We start from the raw sequence: 16,176 nt of genomic DNA, 5'->3' as shown, positions 1-16,176 counted from the left end.
TGGTATTATAAGGGTACCGAGAAAAGCTTGACACAAACGAATGAATGGGAGTTCTTTTATACAAAAGAAGATAATGATACAGAGCAAGGTGATGAAGAATCTTGTTGTGCAGGTTAATAAACATCGTAGAAATTTCTTGCTGTTAATTGGAGGTCTATTTTTTGTCAACAACATTGATTTTAGCGCTTATTATTTTTATTGTTACATTAATTTTTGTTATTTGGCAGCCTAAAGGATTAAATATCGGTTGGTCTGCCTGTATTGGCGCAGTCATTGCCCTATTAGTGGAAGTGGTCGGATTTGGTGATGTTTTAGAAGTTATAGATATTACGTGGAATGCAACATTATCTTTTGTGGCAATTATCCTCATTTCATTGATATTAGATCAAATTGGTTTGTTTGGGTGGGCTGCCTTACTTATGGCGAGAATTGCAAAAGGGAATGGAATCAAAATGTTCGTCTATGTAAGTATTTTAGGTGCCATCGTTGCTGCATTATTTGCCAATGATGGAGCTGCATTAATATTGACCCCAATTGTACTTGCAATGGTCCGGCATTTGAAATTTAAAGAAAAGATGGTTTTCCCGTTTATTATCGCTAGTGGCTTTATTGCCGATACGACTTCACTGCCATTTGTCGTAAGTAACCTAGTGAATATTGTATCGGCGGATTTCTTTGGAATTGGATTCCTCGAATATGCTTTGAGGATGATCATCCCAAACACTTTTTCACTCATTGCAACAATTACAGTTTTACTAATTTACTTCAGAAAAAGTATCCCAAAAGCACACGATTTATCTAAATTAAGAAAACCAGAAGAAGCGATTAAAGACCAAAAATTGTCGCTTATCTTGGTATGTTTTAACGGTATTATTAATTGGTTACTTTACGAGCGAATTCATTCAAATACCTGTTTCCATCGTTGCAGGGATTGTCGCGATACTCTTTATTCTAATGGCTAGAAGAAGTAAAGCAGTGGATACGAAAGCAGCGATTAAAGGCGCACCTTGGAACATTGTGTTTTTTTCGATTGGAATGTATGTGGTTGTTTATGGATTAGGGAATGCGGGCCTTACCTCAGTTTTGGCAGGTGTTATTCAGGAATTGGCAGAGGAAGGATTATTTATTGCTACCATTACCATGGGATTTATAGCAGCTATTCTTTCCGCAATTATGAATAATATGCCGACGGTTATGATTGACGCTTTAGCAATTGCAGAAACAAATACAACAGGTGTCATCCGAGAGGCACTTGTTTATGGAAACATTATTGGATCCGATTTAAGGTCCAAAGATCACTCCAATTGGGTCACTTGCCACATTAGTATGGCTTCATGTATTATTCCAAAAAGGTGTGAAGATATCGTGGGGAACATACTTTAAAACAGGGATTGTATTAACAATGCCTATCCTATTTGTAACATTGATTGGACTCTATGTTTCATATATTACTTTTCTAAGGAGAATTATTTTATGACTAAAAAGATAATCTGTTTTCTATGTACTGGGAATTCATGCCGAAGCCAAATGGCAGAAGGTTGGGCAAAAGAATACTTAAACCAGGATGAATGGGAAGTTAAGAGTGCTGGAATTGAAGCACACGGACTGAACCCGAATGCAGTTAAAGCAATGAAAGAATCAGGGATTGACATTTCAAACCAAACATCCGATATTATTGATTCTAAAATACTAAATAATGCAACTTTAGCTATTCCCCTTTGTAGTAATGCAAAAGATAGTTGCCCTGTAACACCACCGGCAGTGAAAAGGGAACATTGGGGATTTGATGATCCTGCAAGAGCAGAAGGAACAGAGGAGGAAAAATGGGAAGTTTTCCAGCGTGTTCGTGATGAAATTGGGGAACGAATTAAGCTGTTTGCAGAGACAGGGAAATAGTTTAGGCTAGCTCCTATTGGTTTCAGTATTTTTGTTCGTACTTTTGATGAGGAGAACAAATAAATGAGAGGGTTGATCTCCTCTCCAACTATTTTAAACTGTAAGGGTTTTCCATACTCTATAATCCTATTGGTGATTCACCAAATTCAGTGAAATAATTGTTTATTTTCAATAGGATCGTAAATCCCCAATCAAAGGTGGCTCCATCTTAGTGATAGATAGGAAGGACAAATTGTTTTCTAATTATGAATAGTTTAGAATAAATAAGTATAAAGAAAGGAGGACATCCAATGAATATGAACATTTTTATTATCGAAGACGATTCCCTTCTCTTAGAAGCACTAAATGAAGGGTTAAGCCAGTGGTCATATGAGGTAAGTAGTCCAAGTAATTTTTCTAATGTAATGGAAGACTTTGCAGTGCATCAGCCTCACTTAGTCATGATTGATATACAGCTTCCTAAGTTTGATGGGTTTCATTGGTGTAGAGAAATACGTGCCGTGTCCGAAGTTCCCATTATTTTTCTTTCATCAAGAGATCATCCGATGGATATGGTGATGGCCATGAACTTTGGGGCGGATGATTACGTTCAGAAACCATTTCATATGGATGTCCTTCTCGCCAAAGTTCAGGCAATTCTTCGTCGAACCTATACGTATGAAGAAGTATCCTCCGATGTAATTGAATGGAATCAAGCCATTATTGACGTAAAGGCTGGAAGAATTTATAAGGATGGGCAAAGCATTGAACTTACCAAAAATGAATTTTTTATTCTCTCGGTATTAGTCAAATCAAATAATAAAATTGTTTCCCGTCACGAATTAATGCAAATGCTTTGGGATGATGATCAATTTATTAATGATAATACGCTTACAGCTAATGTTACCAGGTTACGGCAAAAGCTCTCCTCTCTTAATTTAGCCAATGGGATTGTGACCAAAAAAGGACTCGGTTATATGTCCGTTACACTATAGGAGGATTCAAAATGTTTATCTCTTACCTAGTTTATAAAAAGAGTTGGATTGGCCTAATTGCGTTACTCCTTCTGCTCACTAACGCTTTAATCCTATTTGATGCGGGCATTCGTGTGGATTCACACTCAATCATTTATTTAAACGTGTTGTTTCTAACAATCTGTGCTGCTTTTTTTATTTTTAGATACAAGAAAGAAACTTCTTATTTTAAATCCCTGCTTATTCTTTCCAACGAACTGGGAGATGACTGGTTTGAAAGCTTACCTTCCCCTCATAACGGTTTTCCGGACAAAATTGTTTATACACTTTTACAGACAATTCACGAGTTTGAGCAAAATAAACGACGTGAGGATCTTTCCTTCCAACAAATGGACGATAATGATCTTGCATCATGGGTTCATGAATTGAAAACGCCTCTAACAGCGATGAAGATAATCATGGATGCTTATCCTTCTAACGAGTTAGCTCAGAGGCTAAATTCGCTCTGGTTGAGAATGCACCTATTGACCGACCAACAACTTTATATTTCGCGTTTAGCTAACCTAGACTCAGACTTACTCCCCGAAAAACAGAATGTGCAAGATTTGATAAGAGAAGAGATTCGTGAATTATCAACATGGTGCATGGAAAAAAATATATCGATTGATTTGACGGGGAACACTTCATCTACCGTTTACACTGATAAAAAGTGGTGCGGGTTTGTGATTAGACAGCTTTTAACGAATGCGATTAAGTACAGTCCTACAGATGGAAATATATTCATTCACATTGGCCTCCATGAAAATGAATTTGTCATCGTAACAATTAAAGATGAAGGGCCTGGCATTCAAGTACATGACCTGCCAAGAATATTTGATAAAGGCTTTACCGGAGAAAATGGGAGGATACAGCATTCATCCACAGGCATGGGACTTTATCTTGCAAAAAAAATAAGCAAGATGTTACATATTCAACTTGAAGTTGCTTCAACCGTGGGAGAAGGTACTACTATTTTAATGATATTCTCCGGTGATAATCCATTTGAAAGCATTAGGCGATCATTACTATAAAACAGGCATGAATGAAGTAGTTAGGATATTTCAATCCTGACTGCTTTTTATTTGGCAAAGTGACAAAAATATCACATTGGATCGCAATTTATCACGTAAAACTTACGACCTGGAGAAATAAAAGAATTATACTGTCTATAAAGCAACTTGATTGGAGTGTATGGAATGGAAAATCAAAATACACCAAAGACAGTTCTAATTGCTGAAGGATTACGTAAATCTTTTGGTTTAAAGGGAAATGCTCAACAGGTGTTACAAGGAATCGACCTTCGAGTGATAGAGGGTGAGTTTGTTGGAATTATGGGACCTTCAGGTTCAGGCAAGACAACTCTTTTAAATACATTAGCTACTATTGACCGTCCCACAGAAGGGCAGGTTTCTATAAAAGGCAACGAGATTTCGAAAATGAGGGATAGCCAGCTTTCAAATATACGTCGGGAACATTTAGGCTTTATTTTTCAAGAATACAATTTGCTTGATCCATTAACAGTAAAAGAAAATATATTGCTGCCTGTTTCTTTAACAAAAATAAGCAAACATCAAGCTGAAACTGAGTTTAATGCCATTGCAGAGATTTTAGATATTAAGGAATTAGCTAATAAGTACCCTTCTGAAATTTCAGGTGGTCAAAAGCAACGTACCTCTGCAGCACGTGCTTTAATTCATTCGCCTTCGATTGTTTTTGCTGATGAACCTACCGGTGCCCTTGATTCAAAGGCAGCCGCCAATTTATTAAAAAATTTACATGAGATTAACCAAGCAAGACAAGTCACCATAGTTATGGTTACTCATGACCCGCTGGCATCTAGCTATTGTAGCCGTGTGGTCTTTTTAAAGGATGGAAGAATCTTTTCTGAATTGTACCGTGGAGAAAAAACGAGAGAATCCTTCTTTAAGGAAATTCTTGATATGCAAGCTGTTCTTGGAGGAGGCGACTAGAAATGAATACACGAAAATTAGTGATCCGTAGCATGCGAAAAAACATCAAAATGTATTATCTCTATTTTTTCGCAATGATTTTCAGTATAAGTTTGTATTTTATCTTTTCTACCCTCCAGAATGACCAAACCATTGTTCAAATGGTTAAAACAAGTACGAACTTCTCAACAGCCTTTCAAGTTGCCGGAATATTACTCATTTTTATTACTGTAGTGTTTACGATATATGCGACGAGCATCTTTATTAGAAGGCGCAGTCAAGAAATTGGATTGTATCAATTAATTGGTTTGTCTAAGGCTTGGGTCGCTCGGGTCCTGATTTTGGAGTACACTATTCTTGGTCTGGGAGCTTTATTAATCGGAATGCTAGTAGGAGCTTTGCTCTCGCGACTCTTTCTCATATTGTTTATGAACCTGATAGATATTGAGGTTATGGTTGGCTTAACATTCTCAAGCCAAGCAGTCATTCAAACAATCACCGTTTTTACTTGCTTGATTGTTGTCACATCCTTGCAAATTATATGGACGGTGTATCGCAGTAGCCTGCTTCAATTGTTTCAAGCAAATAATCGGACTGATTACTTTGTCAAACGTCCAAGTATCGTTTCAGGCATTTTAGGGTTAGCAGGGTTAAGTTTAATAGGGTTTGGATATTATGTGTCAACCTTGATTATAGACAATGCAGATGCACTGATGTTCCTTATGTTATTCGTTCTCGCTAGTACGATACTCGGAACCTATCTGGTCTTTCATACGACAATCAGCTGGATTTTATATATTTTTCGAAAAAAGCAAAATGGACATCTCGGCTTGTATAATAGCCTGTCAGTAGCACCTTTAATGCACAGAATGAAAGATCACGCCAATTCCTTAACCATAATCACAGTATTGTCTGCGATGACAATTACGATGATCTCACTTTCTTATTCCCTATACTATTCAACTGAAAACGATGTGAGGTTGGCGATGCCTTTTGATTTTGCAGTGGAAAATATGGAAGAGGAAGCTGCTATTATTTCAAGCAGGTTAGAAGAAGAGCAAATTAAATTCAATCATTATGAATTAGATGCTATACGATTTGATGGCGCATGGGTAGAGCAGGATCCAAGTGCAGATCGTCGTCAGAGAACGTTTATGCTTTTCTCAGCAGAGCAGATGGCACATGCAGGATTAGATGTTGAGAGCCCCCAAGATGGTGAAGCAATCTATCATAATACGAGAGCAATAATAGAAGGAATGGAGATTTCATATCCAAAATACGTAGAGTTCCCATCAAATGATGAAGTTAATCGACTAACAGTTTCTAATTTTAAGCTTGAAAACGTAATGAATTACAGATTCTATGGTTCACAATTACTTGTTTCTGGGGAAACTTTCGAGAGAATGAGAGACCGAATTCAGGAGAGTGAGGACAAAGAAATATTGACCTTCGAGGTATTCCAATTATTAGATGATGAAAAATCGGAAACCGCCTCTGGTATCTTTCTTACGAATGTAGACAGTGATCTGTATATAACGGATTTTTATACCGCATACCAGGACTCTCTTCAAACCAACGGGCTGCTCATTTTCATCGCTGGCTTGTTAGGTTTTGTGTTCATTCTTTCAACGGGAAGCATTTTGTATTTTAAACAAATGACAGAGGCTGAACAAGAAAAAACATATTATCTTACACTGCGGCAGCTTGGATTTCGAGTAAACGATATAATGAAAGGCATCATTCGTAAACAGCTCTTTGTTTATTTAATTCCCCTGGGAATTGGGTTGATTCACGCTGCTTTTGCCCTTAACGTAGGTTCTGTTCTTATCGCAGCAAGTATGCTTACTCCAATCTTCATTAGTATGGCCGTGTATATTGTCATCTATTTAATGTTTACCTTTGTTACCATTCGATATTACAAGAGCATTGTTACAAAGGCTTTATAGAAAGGGCGAAAAGTTATGAAAAAGAAGATCTTATTTTCTTGTCTCGTTGTAGTTGTTATTATTGCTAGCCTGTACCTCGGATTTCGCGAAACATTCGATCGTTTTAATCCATTGATTGATCAGGAATATGTATATGTTGAAGTTCAAGATGAACCAACAGATGATAACGGAAGATATAAATATAGGGAGCAAGGTGTCACCGAAAGCGGAGAGACGAAACGAGTCGTATTTACCGCCAGTACGAGACTAGAGCAAGGCACACTCTTAAAAGTACTCTCCAAAGGTACCTATACAGTAGAATATAAATTCATAAATGAGGATGAAATGCCATAAAACCAAACGTTATTAGTGGTTTAGTTAGGTTAATTGCAGAGTTAAGAGTTGCTGGCAAAGAACTAGATAAATGTGCCGATGTGGAAAGGACCAATATGTAATTTAATTTTTAATAAATAAAGGAGCAGACTATGGAAAATAATGATTTTGAATTTTCTATCCTTTGATAAAAAATGCTTATTCATGGTATAAGTATAAAGGAAGCAGGCACTTTCCTGCTTTCATTTTTTACATGAAGTATAAAAATAAAAAACTGGCGCATTTACCAAAAGATGAGCGAATGCGAGTTTTTTTATGCATAAAGTTAGGATAAGGTTATCCGCAAATGAGAGGAATTGAATTACAATGATAGATAATTTCTGGCGTGATTTACCACGGCCGTTTTTTATACTGGCACCAATGGAAGATGTGACAGATGTTGTATTTCGTCATGTGGTGAGTGAAGCAGCCAGGCCTGATGTGTTTTTTACAGAGTTTACGAATACGGAGAGCTATTGTCATCCTGAGGGAATCCAAAGTGTACGCGGCCGTTTGACCTTTACAGAGGATGAACAGCCAATGGTAGCCCATATATGGGGGGACAAGCCTGAATACTTTCGGCAAATGAGTATTGGTATGGCCGAACAAGGTTTTAGCGGGGTGGATATTAATATGGGCTGTCCTGTACCGAATGTGGCGGCCAAAGGAAAAGGCTGTGGCCTGATCCGCCGTCCGGATGTTGCAGCAGCGCTGATAGATGCAGCAAAAGCGGGAGGTTTGCCAGTTAGTGTGAAAACAAGGCTGGGTTACACAAAGTTGGATGAGTGGCGTGATTGGCTGACACACATATTGAAACAGGATATTGTCAATCTATCCATTCATCTGCGCACAAAAAAGGAAATGAGCAAAGTAGATGCGCACTGGGAACTCATCCCGGAGATTAAGAAGCTTCGTGATGAAGTGGCACCGAGGACACTGCTGACAATTAACGGTGATATACCTGACCGCAGCACCGGGCTGGAGCTCGTTCAGCGATACGGTGTGGATGGTGTGATGATTGGGCGCGGTATTTTTAAAAACCCATTTGCTTTTGAAAAAGAGCCGAAAGATCATACCAGTGAGGAATTGCTTGATCTTTTAAGGCTGCATCTGGATCTTTTTGATAAATATTCAAAATCAGAACCGCGTCCATTCAGACCACTTCGCCGCTTCTTTAAAATATATGTCAGGGATTTCCGTGGAGCGAGCGAATTAAGAAATCAATTGATGAGCACTGAGTCAACCGATGAAGTGCGTACATTGCTCGATATTTTTGAACAAAAGCGTATTAAAGTTTAACGGAGAATAGTAGGCGGGAGTACCGTGGAGGTATTTTTGATCATGCCCCGATCCCAAAAAGCGTCTGAGAGATTGTTGGAAAAGGCTGGATTCCTTTTCCATCCTGTCTTTCAGATGCTTTTTTTATTTGTATTAATAAAGTCTGGCAACAATCAAGCCGAAAAAATATTAACACAATATTAACTTTTTTAACTCTTTGTATGCTTTTTGTAATAATGCGGTAAATAATGACTTCCTGCTAAATTATTATGTTTAAATACTAAATAGGAAATCTAAAGAAAAGGGGTGGGGCATATGGGGCAAATTGATTTGATAGATATTTCAAAGTCATACGATAAACAAAAAAACGTATTGGATGAAATTAATCTGTCCATTGAAGAGGGAGAATTTTTTGTACTGGTTGGTCCTTCCGGGTCCGGAAAAAGTACGCTGCTTCGCATGATCGCAGGTTTGGAAGATATTACATCCGGTACGTTAAAAATTAGCGATAAGATTGTAAATCACCTGCCGCCAAAAGATAGAAACCTTTCAATGGTTTTTCAAAATTATGCGTTGTATCCGCATTTATCGGTAGAGCAAAATATTCTGTTTGGTCTAGGTGCAAAAAAAGTAAATAAAAAAGAGCAGCAAAAAAGATTGGCAGAGACTGCTGAAATGATGGGACTGAGTGAACTGTTAAACAGAAAGCCAAAAGAGCTTTCAGGCGGACAAAAACAGCGGGTGGCATTGGCCAGATCTGTTGTGAGCGAGGCACCCCTTTGTTTAATGGACGAACCACTTTCTAATTTAGATGCAAAGCTTCGTGCGCAAATGCGGATTGAGATTCGCCGTCTGCAAAAAAGATTAGGGCTGACAATGGTATATGTTACCCATGATCAGGTGGAGGCCATGACTATGGGTGACCGTATTATGGTGCTTAATGACGGAAAAATTCAGCAGGTCGGCAAACCAATTACGCTTTATAATGAACCGGAGAATTTATTTGTTGCCTCATTTATTGGCTCTCCAAAAATGAACATGGGGAAAGCCGTTTATTCCATGAATCAAAACCAATTAGTTATAGAAGATACACTTCGTATTGCGCAGGGCCCTGATATGGATGATATTCCAGGAAACATTGATTTGACGGTAGGCATTAGAGCAGAACATCTTTTACCCGGAACAGCTGAAAATACAACACATCATTTAGAAGCAGTGAATGTCGAACAGCTTGGGAATGAAACCTTAATTGCATTTGATGTCGGATCCACATTATGGATGGCTAAATGGCTGGGGCAATGGGATGTGCAAGTAGGGGAAATGGTTCCTGTACATATTGATAGTGGAAATTTTTGCTTTTTTGATTCAAATACAGGGTTATTGATCAAGTCTGCAAACTTCGTGAAGGAACAAGAGGTTGTGTCCATATGAGTATGCATAGTACAGCTATTCCGGCAACCGCAGGCAGCCAAATTCATTTTGATAAGGTGAAAAGGAAACAGAGGATAAAGAACTTTTTCAAAGGTATGCTGTTTTTATTGCCATCCATTGTTCTATTTGGCGTGTTTCTTTTCTATCCGCTCGTCCGCACGATCTATTTAAGTTTTTTTCTAACAGATGCTGCCGGAAATACCACCGTTTTTGTCAATTGGGAAAACTACGTGAACCTGTTTAGTTCACCGGTATTCCTGCAAAGCATAAAGTCAACATTTTTATTTGTACTATACACTGTTCCAGTAACCATTATTATTGCATTATTTTTAGCTGTTATTGCTAATGAAAAGTTAAGAGGGATTGGCCTTTTCCGTACCCTTTACTCCTCCACCATGGGGATATCTGTTGCCGCTGCGTCTGTTTTCTGGCTGTATTTATTTCATCCTTCTATAGGTTTACTGAATATGCTGCTCGAGGCGGCTGGTATTGACGGAGTAGGCTGGCTTACGGACCCGGCATGGGCCTTGATAGCCGTATCGATTACAACCATCTGGATGAATCTTGGTTTTACCTTTCTCATTTTATTAGGTGGTTTACAATCGATTGACTCCTATTTATATGAAAGTGCAGACATTGATGGGGCAGGTTATTTTTACAAACTAAGAAGAATAACTATTCCCATGCTTTCACCGTCACTGTTTTTTGTTATAACGGTCACCATTATTAATGCCTTTCAAACATTTGGCCAGATCGATATATTAACACAGGGCGGCCCGGTGAATGCAACCAATCTTATTGTCTATTCTATTTACCGGGAGGCGTTTGTTAATTATCAATTTGGTTCTGCAAGTGCGCAGGCTGTCTTATTGTTTATCATTATTCTTATCATGACATTTTTGCAATTTAAAATTGGTGAAAGGAGAGTTCATTATCAATGACCATTCCAATCACCAGAAAAATCATTTTCTATCTGTTGTTAATCATCTCAAGTATGCTTGTGTTTTCGCCGACTTTGATGGCATTTGTTATGAGCTTTATGACAAATCAGGATATTATGACCGGAAGCTTACCTTCTTCATTGACATTGGATAATTATGTGAAAGCATTTAATCAGTTTCCTTTACTCAAATACTTGTTTAATAGTCTTGTTGTTTCCATTGTAATTATGCTGGGACAATTAATTTTATCCAGCTTGGCAGCATATGCCTTTGTATTTTTGGAGTTTAAAGGAAGAGATTTACTTTTCTATGTCTTTATCGCAACCATGATGGTTCCTTTTGAAGCTTCCATCATTCCAAACTTCCATATCATTCGGGACTTAGGCTGGATTGATACATATCCCGGGTTAACCGTTCCTTTTTTTGCAATGGCATTTGGTACGTTCTTATTGAGGCAAAACTTTAAACAGATCCCAAAGGAATTAAGAGAAGCAAGTCAGATAGCAGGCATGGGAGATTTTAAATTCTACTTAACGGTCGTTCTGCCTGTTGCAAGAACGAGTTTGGTGACATTGGGTGTTTACGGGTTTTTGACTTCCTGGAATATGTATTTGTGGCCATTATTATCAACCACAAATGATAGTGTTCGTACCGTACAAATTGGATTAAAGCAGTTACAGACACAGGAACAGTTAAATGACTGGGGGGTGATTATGGCTGGTGCTATCATAGTTGTCATCCCAACATTGATTTTATTATTCCTGGGTCAAAGTAAATTACAAAAAGGATTGACGGAAGGGGCATTAAAATAGACAGGGATAAAAAGTGAGCAAATGTGCGTTGTTCCGGCGGAAAGCAAATGTAACTATATTTTATAAAAAAGGAGTGTCCAGAAGTATGAAAAAAATATTCCCGATAATAATGTTAGGTATTCTATTATTCATTGCTGCATGTGGTTCAGACAGTTCAGGTGAGAGTACAGATGATGCAGGTGCTGAAGGAGAAACGGAAGCCGCAGCGACTGAAACTGCGAGCGGGGAAGAATCCGGTGACAGTAATGAGAAACAAGTTGTTACGTTCTGGCATTCCATGGGAGGAGCCGGACAGGAAGCGCTGAACGCGATTGTTGACAGTTATAACGATTCTCAGGAGGAAGTACAAGTGAATGCAGAATATCAAGGATCGTATGATGAAGCATTGACAAAATTCAATAGTGTTGCTGGTACAGACAGTGCGCCAACGATTATTCAAACTTTTGAAATTGGGACAATGTCGATGATCAATAGCGGAAGCATTGTGCCGATTCAGGAATTTATCGATGCAGATGGGTATGACATGAGCGGTTTGGAAGAGAATATTATTAACTACTATTCATTAGATGGTACCTTTTATTCTATGCCATTTAACTCTTCTACGCCTGTCATGTATTACAATAAAGATGCCTTTGAAGAGGCAGGTTTAGATCCCGAAGCTCCACCGGAAACTTTTGCAGAAGTAGAGGAAGCCAGTAAAGCGATTGTGGAATCAAATCCGGATATGCAGGGTTTTGCACTTCAGGCGTATGGCTGGTTATATGAACAGCTGCTCGCAAACCAAGGTGCATTATTACTAAATAATGATAATGGGCGCTCAGATACACCTTCTGAAATTGGCTGGTCGGAAGAGGAAGGAAAATCAATCTTTAATTGGGTTGAAAATATGGTTAATGATGGAACATTTGCAAACTATGGTACGAACGGTGATAACATGTTAGCCGGATTCCTGGCTGGCGATGTATCCATGTTCTTACAGTCTTCGGCAAACTCAAGAGATGTCATCGATAATGCACCATTTGAAGTGGGCATTGCATTCTTGCCGCACCCTGAAGGTAAAGAACGTGCCGGTGTAGTCATCGGCGGAGCAAGTCTTTGGATGATCGATGGAAAACCGGAGGCGGAAACAGATGCTGCCTGGGATTTCATGAAATACCTGCAAACCCCCGAGGTACAGGCAGAATGGCATGTGGGAACCGGTTATTTTGCAATTAATCCTGACGCCTATGAGGAACAAGTGGTAATAGATGCATATGAAGAAATGCCTCAGCTGCAGGTAACAGTGGATCAATTACAGGCGACCACGTCATCCTACGCAACACAAGGGGCATTAATGGATATGATCCCTGAAGGCCGTAAAATTATGGAAACTGCACTTGAATCGGTATATAATGGCGGAGATGTTGATGAGGCCTATAATACAGCAGTTGAACAATTTAATCATGCGATAGAGCAGGCAAACGCAGCCAGAGGAAATTGATTTCCAGCAGCAATATGAGATTGGGGAATAGAGTTTATGCTTTGTTCCCTTTTTTCAATAACCTGCCATGATGTAATAAGTGACTTAATGACTGTTGAAGCTTTCTATAAATTAATAAGGAAGTGTTACGATGACTGAGACGAAGATATATGGACACCGTGGTTGTATGGGTACATTGCCGGAAAATACGCTGTTAGGGTTCCGTCAGGCGATTGAACTGGGTGCAGACGGAATTGAAATAGATGTTCATATGACAAAGGATGGCGAAATTGTTGTTATTCATGATGAAATTTTAGATAGGACGACAAACGGCACAGGCTATGTGAAAGATCATTCATTAAAAGAAATAAAGCAGTTTAGTGCAGGGATGAATTATGCACATTTTCCAAACTATGAAGAGGCTTGGAATTTGGAACGTATACCAGCACTTCAGGAAGTTCTTGAGCTTTTAGCACCGTATAAAATAGAACTGAATATTGAATTAAAGACCTGCCACTTTAGATATGAGCACCTGGAAGAAAAAGTTTTATCACTTGTAAAGGAATACGGGGACGGGCGTAAAGTGGTTTATTCTTCTTTTCATTTACCTAGCATACTGCGTATTAAACAGATAGATCAAAATGCAGAAATTGCCTGGTTATTGGATCAGCAGATTTCTCATCCAAAGGATTACTTACAAAGCCTGGAGCTGGAAGCACTGCATTTATCAAGGGGAACCTTTTTTTCAGATGTGTTTTCTTATAAGGATCTATTAGAAAAAACCCGTATTTGGACCGTAAATGACATCGATGGATTGAAGCAATTATTGGACCTGGGTGTAAATACAATCATAACAGATTTTCCGGAAAAAGCCCTTTTCTACAAAAGCGAAAGAAAAACTTTCGCCTAAATACGGTTCGCAGGCCAAAATGCTCGTTGCGTCGTATAAAAGCTGTCCCTTCCCGAATTTCCCAAAGTATGTTTAAAGGGCATTGCTTTCGGCGGGATCGGGAAGTGACAGCACCCCCCTTATAACACAGAAAAAAACGGGGTTACAACAATTCCAATAGCTAAAAGAAAGATGGCAATTGACCCCGGCTTATTTTTCTCTTTCCACAGCTTTACTGCAAAACCGGCTGTATAGATAAAAATAACGAAAACAGCCAGCGCTATTACTATCATCATCTAATCCCTCACTTCTTCCAGACTCGGAAGGTCGGTTTGTCTTCCGAAATTTTCAAATTCCACCTCGGTTTTGATATCTATGTCCATTTCAGGATACGTTTTCATCCAGTCAAATGCTGTGAATTCGGGAATAGTGCGAAATTCTTTTCTGGCGGCCAATGACCAGCCAAACGGCTCTGAACCTAATTCTTCCTGCGTTTTTTGGATCAGTTCCGCAAATTGCTTGTTCATCGTTTCCTCGATGGATGCTTTTAGCGTCTCTCTTTTGTTTTGGTCATTTTCAAAATCAATCATGCTATGGTTTGTCAGAATTGCCATCCGAACAGGAACAGTTCCTTTAATAGAAGGGTTTTCCCCATCCAATTCCATATTTAATCGAATATTTCCCTTCCTGGCGATCCTTGCCGCTATTTGATATTCCTTATTAAATGGATCATTAAAAGTTGTTAATATTTCACCGGGCTGTTTCATGTCATTGCTTAATAAATAAGATAGTCTGGTTTCTTTGATGGTAAAGGTATCAATCATTTTTCCTTCTTTGAAAACTGCAGATCTTGTAAAATTGTGTAGTGTTTGTCTGGCCTTCATACTGGAACTCCCCGGCTTCAATTCGATCCGGATCTTCCAGATTGTTCTCTTCGCTCCTTTCCGTAGTTCCATACGTCCCTAAAAAAAGGTCTGCATCCCCCCTCTGTGATTCGAAAAACTCAATTAACCTGGAAGGGGGAGTGATTCCAGTCTCCTGTCCCCGTCCAAAATGGGAAAGCCAGTAATAAAAAACAACTCCGTTATATTGAACGGAGCATTCACTTCATCAAATGACAGGTTTGTTGTTTGTTTATCTATGACATAATCGGCATAATCCTTCAAATAATGATGAAGTACAGATCCGGCTGAATCCCTATGAAAACTGACTTTCTTCTTAATCATCTAAATGTCTAATGAAAATAACAGGCATTCCGTTTGTTTTTAAAGAAAATCTTTGATTATATTCTCCATACGTGAAAGTTCCTCAGTAAACTCGCCCAACTCTACAATCCCGTTTTGTACATCAATTACTAATAATGCTTTCAAAATCCTTCTCCTCCTTGAATACAATTCATCTAATTAATTTATCTTTTACCGCCAAACTGATATATTTGTGGAACAAAGTTTATTTTAAACGCTTATTAGGTTCAGCGATAACATTTACTTTATAAATGTTAAAATAATACTTAAGATGACTGTGCCAAAAAGAAAGATAATATTGTATTTTTATAAAATGGAGAAGAATAAATGGTTCAGCAGGTTTTTATAAGAAAATGGGCACTGAACTTATTGATGGAACACCTTCTGCCTTTTTAAAAATCGTAAGCTCCCTTTAATACAGTTTATAATTGGAGGTTAAGCTACTAAAAAAATATTTACATTAATATATTCTATTTTTCTATTGAAAAGGTGGTCTACTCATGAAATTCAATGATTTTACAGCTGCACAGGTAAGAATAGCCAGGCCTACAGATAAATTTGAGGAGGTTATTGACTTTTATAAAAATGGTCTGGGATTGACGGAAATACAGCAGTTTCAAGGTCATAGAGGATATGAAGGGGTCATTTTTGGATTTCCGGATACGGACTATCATTTGGAATTTACGAGACATATTGACGGAAGTCCCTGTCCTGCTCCGACTAAAGATAATCTAATGGTTTTTTACATCAGGGACCGGAATGAAATCAAAAAAGTGTCCGATCGGCTGCAAAAGATGGGATATGAGGAAGTCGAACCCGAAAATGACTATTGGAAAGAGCAGGGTGTAACGATAGAAGACCCGGACGGATGGCGCATCGTGCTAATGAACCGATCCTATACCTTATAAATGATGAGAGACATTGGATCAATAAAGGTGCAGGTTAAGTTTGAATAAAGTTTGCGTTGAAGATTGCGGAAGCAGTAAAG

At 38.5% G+C, this 16,176-nt stretch carries 16 protein-coding genes and 1 pseudogene; 14 read left to right on the top strand and 3 right to left on the bottom strand.

What is annotated here, in order from left to right; genetic code table 11:
* Positions 1–161 precede the first annotated feature (161 nt).
* The 13 genes and pseudogenes from GHD25_RS12900 to GHD25_RS12840 all read left to right on the top strand — a co-directional run bounded on the left by GHD25_RS12900 (position 162) and on the right by GHD25_RS12840 (position 13,965).
* Positions 162–1,477: pseudogene (locus GHD25_RS12900) on the top strand (arsenic transporter).
* Positions 1,474–1,896, top strand: coding sequence for an arsenate reductase (thioredoxin) (arsC, locus tag GHD25_RS12895; RefSeq protein WP_164217472.1), 423 nt, complete (start codon positions 1,474–1,476; stop codon positions 1,894–1,896). Before GHD25_RS12900 ends, arsC begins: the two are co-directional and overlap by 4 nt.
* Before the next feature lie 290 nt (positions 1,897–2,186).
* A complete protein-coding gene (locus tag GHD25_RS12890; RefSeq protein WP_164217470.1) occupies positions 2,187–2,870 on the top strand; it encodes a response regulator transcription factor in 684 nt (227 codons plus the stop codon).
* An 11-nt stretch (positions 2,871–2,881) separates the two neighbouring features.
* A complete protein-coding gene (locus tag GHD25_RS12885) occupies positions 2,882–3,919 on the top strand; it encodes a sensor histidine kinase (RefSeq protein ID WP_164217469.1) in 1,038 nt (345 codons plus the stop codon).
* A 165-nt stretch (positions 3,920–4,084) separates the two neighbouring features.
* The gene (locus GHD25_RS12880) at positions 4,085–4,858 is read left to right on the top strand and encodes an ABC transporter ATP-binding protein (protein WP_164217467.1); all 774 of its coding nucleotides are present in this window, start codon (positions 4,085–4,087) and stop codon (positions 4,856–4,858) included.
* A 2-nt stretch (positions 4,859–4,860) separates the two neighbouring features.
* Positions 4,861–6,783: an FtsX-like permease family protein gene (locus GHD25_RS12875; RefSeq protein WP_164217465.1), complete on the top strand. Its 1,923-nt coding sequence runs from the start codon at positions 4,861–4,863 to the stop codon at positions 6,781–6,783.
* 15 nt (positions 6,784–6,798) lie between these two features.
* The gene (locus tag GHD25_RS12870; protein WP_164217462.1) at positions 6,799–7,116 is read left to right on the top strand and encodes a YxeA family protein; all 318 of its coding nucleotides are present in this window, start codon (positions 6,799–6,801) and stop codon (positions 7,114–7,116) included.
* 345 nt (positions 7,117–7,461) lie between these two features.
* Positions 7,462–8,433 carry a tRNA dihydrouridine synthase gene (locus GHD25_RS12865; RefSeq protein ID WP_164217461.1) on the top strand — a complete coding sequence of 324 codons (972 nt, stop codon included), beginning with the start codon at positions 7,462–7,464 and terminating at the stop codon, positions 8,431–8,433.
* A gap of 294 nt (positions 8,434–8,727) precedes the next feature.
* Positions 8,728–9,843: an ABC transporter ATP-binding protein gene (locus GHD25_RS12860; protein WP_164217459.1), complete on the top strand. Its 1,116-nt coding sequence runs from the start codon at positions 8,728–8,730 to the stop codon at positions 9,841–9,843.
* Between the two features lie 2 nt (positions 9,844–9,845).
* The gene (locus GHD25_RS12855; RefSeq protein ID WP_164217534.1) at positions 9,846–10,784 is read left to right on the top strand and encodes a carbohydrate ABC transporter permease; all 939 of its coding nucleotides are present in this window, start codon (positions 9,846–9,848) and stop codon (positions 10,782–10,784) included.
* Entirely contained in the window at positions 10,781–11,596 is an 816-nt protein-coding gene (locus GHD25_RS12850) for a carbohydrate ABC transporter permease (RefSeq protein WP_164217457.1), read from the top strand. The genes GHD25_RS12855 and GHD25_RS12850 overlap by 4 nt, the downstream gene beginning before the upstream one ends.
* 85 nt (positions 11,597–11,681) lie before the next feature.
* Complete coding sequence (locus GHD25_RS12845) at positions 11,682–13,076, top strand: ABC transporter substrate-binding protein (RefSeq protein WP_164217455.1); 1,395 nt, start codon at positions 11,682–11,684, stop codon at positions 13,074–13,076.
* A gap of 130 nt (positions 13,077–13,206) precedes the next feature.
* Positions 13,207–13,965, top strand: a complete 759-nt coding sequence (locus GHD25_RS12840) for a glycerophosphodiester phosphodiesterase (RefSeq protein WP_164217453.1) — start codon at positions 13,207–13,209, stop codon at positions 13,963–13,965.
* Between the two features lie 119 nt (positions 13,966–14,084).
* Here the strand turns inward: GHD25_RS12840 and GHD25_RS12835 are convergent, their stop codons facing one another.
* The 3 genes from GHD25_RS12835 to GHD25_RS12825 are packed head-to-tail and all read right to left on the bottom strand — an operon-like array spanning position 14,085 to position 15,170.
* Positions 14,085–14,240, bottom strand: a complete 156-nt coding sequence (locus tag GHD25_RS12835) for a hypothetical protein (protein WP_164217451.1) — start codon at positions 14,238–14,240, stop codon at positions 14,085–14,087.
* Positions 14,241–14,900, bottom strand: a complete 660-nt coding sequence (locus GHD25_RS12830; RefSeq protein ID WP_164217449.1) for a Ger(x)C family spore germination C-terminal domain-containing protein — start codon at positions 14,898–14,900, stop codon at positions 14,241–14,243.
* A gap of 51 nt (positions 14,901–14,951) precedes the next feature.
* The gene (locus tag GHD25_RS12825; RefSeq protein ID WP_164217447.1) at positions 14,952–15,170 is read right to left on the bottom strand and encodes a hypothetical protein; all 219 of its coding nucleotides are present in this window, start codon (positions 15,168–15,170) and stop codon (positions 14,952–14,954) included.
* A 518-nt stretch (positions 15,171–15,688) separates the two neighbouring features.
* Between GHD25_RS12825 and GHD25_RS12820 the strand changes: the two genes are divergently transcribed.
* Positions 15,689–16,096: a VOC family protein gene (locus GHD25_RS12820; protein ID WP_164217445.1), complete on the top strand. Its 408-nt coding sequence runs from the start codon at positions 15,689–15,691 to the stop codon at positions 16,094–16,096.
* The last annotated feature ends 80 nt before the right edge of the window (positions 16,097–16,176 follow it).

The organism is Virgibacillus aidingensis (genome assembly GCF_010994035.1).
In the GTDB taxonomy this organism is placed as follows: domain Bacteria; phylum Bacillota; class Bacilli; order Bacillales; family Amphibacillaceae; genus Virgibacillus_N.
The sequence above is the reverse complement of the archived record's forward strand: the minus strand, read 5'-3'. Positions and strand labels throughout refer to the sequence as shown.